This window comes from Marinobacterium sp. xm-g-59 (genome assembly GCF_013283315.1).
Taxonomy (GTDB): domain Bacteria; phylum Pseudomonadota; class Gammaproteobacteria; order Pseudomonadales; family Balneatricaceae; genus Marinobacterium_E.
On record NZ_WBYR01000027.1, the window covers coordinates 1 to 2,460 of the forward strand.

Below are 2,460 nucleotides of genomic sequence, written 5' to 3' on the forward strand. Positions count from 1 at the left end.
CTGTGTATCGGTCGCTAAACGCTGTTACAGAACACTGTCTTTTGTTGTAACATTTTTTTGCGTGGAACAGTAAGGGTGTTACAGTGACAAAGCTATCTATCAGTGAGGTTAGCAAGCGTTGGGGCGTAAGTCGTCAGACGCTTTATCGTTATAAAAAGCAAGGAAAGCTGTCGTTTGACAAAGATGGCAGGAAGGTTGTTTTAGACTTATCTGAAGTCATTCGTGTGCTTGGTCATGCAGTGTCACAAGATGTAACATCGGACAAAAATGATACTGTAACAGATGTAACTTCGGCTGATAACGAGTTGAAACTAAAAATAGAAATGCTGGAGAAGCAGGTGGCGATGCTTGAAGACAGCTTGTCACATTCTAGGAAGTCTGAAGACGAACTTCGCAGTGTGGTCGCTTCTCAGACAAAACTTATTACACAACAGTCGGATGAGAAGCAGGGGAGGGGGCTGCTTTCAAGACTGTTCAAGCGGTAACTGGCTGTGGATAAGTTTAGTTCTGACGCTCTTTGTAGACTCGTGATTTGTTAGGGTAGACTCGTGATTTGTTAGGGTAGACTCGTGATTTGTTAGGGTAGACTCGTGATTTGTTAGGTTTAGGGGCGTAAGTATATGATAGTAAAAGAGATTTTCGTCTAGAAATAAGAAAATAAGAAAATAAGAAAAAGACTTCACATACTCACAACACTGCATTGCTATATCTTACACTGTTTGAGATAATGTTAGGTATGAGCAAGAAGAACAGCAAAACAACAGACGCTATAGAACGATATGCAAAGGTCGCAGATGCTATCGTAGAAGCAGGTGAAGTCAGTGACTGGAGGTTTTCTCACGGGTCATCACTTTCGCTGCGTGGCGCTAAGACTCTGCATCTTCTCATTCAAGCAGCAGGAGTTCGTATCACAGACGATGTTGAGCATCGGATAAGTTACGCTGAACTAAACAAGACATATCATCTAACATTGAAGGAGCTTGAAGCGGTCGTTGACGAACTTCACACGACTATCTTGAAACTCAAGCTGACTCGTGAGGATGGAAGGTCTTACACTAAGTCAGGTGTCATCATAGCTGATGCTGAACGAGATGCTGATACAACAGCAAAAGCAGAACTTCGGTATCGGTTTAGCGCAACTATGCGAAAAGCGATTTCTGACAGCTCACATTGGGCTGTGATATCTAGAAAAGCTGTTTTGGCATTCAACTCAAAGTTCTCACTTCGTCTCTACTCTCTGATTTCGCTGAGAGCAAACTTGCGAAAAACTAGTGAAGTTTTTCTTCTAGAAGACTTGAGAGAAATCATGGGGGTTGGTTCTACACATTACAAAGAATGGGCTAACTTTAGACAAAGGTGTTTAGATTCAGCGATAGCAGAACTCAATCAACTGGCTGGGTTCAATGTAGGCTATAGAGCTTTGAAAACAGGTCGTTCTGTAAAGGCAGTAGAACTGTTCTGGGGTATCAAAGGTCAAGCTGAGCGCATTGAAGCTCTGAAAGAGTTAGAGAGAAGCTCTGTCGGTCGTAAAGCTCGTAGAGAAGGCAGCGTTGAACTTATCTCACAAGCTGAACAGATTGAGCGTCATGAAATAGCTCAACTGCTGTCAGGACTATCTGAACACTAGAAGAAATCACAGAACTCCACGCTGACTCTTGTTCGGTATGACGATGAGTGTGAAGCTATCAGTCGCTGCAATTTTCTTCAGTTCTGTCTGAACCTGGTTGAGGCTCTTGTTGCTCACATCAAGAGCAAACTGGATGTTCTCAGCAGGGGTCTCGGAGATGAGTTTGTTTAGTTTGTATCGTGAAGTTTTCTTTAGCATGTTGGTTGGTTCCTACAGTCTTGGTTCTGCATCAGAGAAGAAGTCTAGCGGCAATGTTGCTGTGTCTTCTGCTGGCTGATTTTCAGTAATAAAATCTGCGATAAATGCGTTCAGGACACTGGTCATCTGCTGATTTCTGCTTCTGCATGTCTCTATGAACTGTTGTTTGGTTCTTGATGGTATTCTGAAGTTTATGAGTTCTAAGTCTGTCTGCATCTCTGTGTGTTCTCTCTTTTTGTTTCTATTGGATTCACTGATTCAACTACGCTTGCTGTAACAGGCGTATCGTTCATCAAGTCTCTGACAGTCGTGCTGTCTCAGTCAGTTGTGCTGACTGAACATCATTCGCAAAGATGCTTCTCTTGAAAGAGAACTTGTCGTTTAGGCAGCTAGTCGCTTGATGCGATAGGGTGCGCTGGAGACAAGGGACAGTGATGGCTCATAATGTTTCAAGCAATATTGCTCGTAAGTATCTGCTTCTAAAAAGTCGTTAGCATTGCTCACTTTGCTCAGTGGAGCGATGAACAATGGTTCTTTTGGCATTACAAAATCTGTTTGAAGCTGTGTGAAACGAGTGCGGAGAACAGCTTCATATTTCTTTGGTGCTACAGCGATAAACTTTGCATCGTTCTCAC

General features: G+C 42.9%; 4 protein-coding genes. 2 read left to right on the plus strand and 2 right to left on the minus strand.

The features are described 5' to 3' along the window. Nucleotides 1–83 precede the first annotated feature (83 nt). Both XMG59_RS11980 and XMG59_RS11985 read left to right on the plus strand, forming a co-directional pair. The gene (locus XMG59_RS11980; RefSeq protein ID WP_173487677.1) at nt 84–485 is read left to right on the plus strand and encodes a helix-turn-helix domain-containing protein; all 402 of its coding nucleotides are present in this window, start codon (nt 84–86) and stop codon (nt 483–485) included. A 251-nt stretch (nt 486–736) separates the two neighbouring features. Beyond that, nucleotides 737–1,627, plus strand: coding sequence for a replication initiation protein (locus XMG59_RS11985; RefSeq protein WP_173487686.1), 891 nt, complete (start codon nt 737–739; stop codon nt 1,625–1,627). Between the two features lie 6 nt (nt 1,628–1,633). Here the strand turns inward: XMG59_RS11985 and XMG59_RS11990 are convergent, their stop codons facing one another. Then, nucleotides 1,634–1,825: a hypothetical protein gene (locus XMG59_RS11990; RefSeq protein ID WP_173498805.1), complete on the minus strand. Its 192-nt coding sequence runs from the start codon at nt 1,823–1,825 to the stop codon at nt 1,634–1,636. Nucleotides 1,826–2,206: 381 nt separating this feature from the next. Next, nucleotides 2,207–2,460, minus strand: a 254-nt coding sequence (locus XMG59_RS11995) for a hypothetical protein (RefSeq protein ID WP_173498806.1), incomplete at its 5' end; no start/stop codon positions are given.

Coding starts and splice junctions, on each gene's coding strand:
- XMG59_RS11985 (WP_173487686.1), top strand. CDS start 737: ATGAGCAAGAAGAACAGCAAAACAACAGACGCTATAGAACGATATGCA.
- XMG59_RS11990 (WP_173498805.1), bottom strand. CDS start 1,825: ATGCTAAAGAAAACTTCACGATACAAACTAAACAAACTCATCTCCGAG.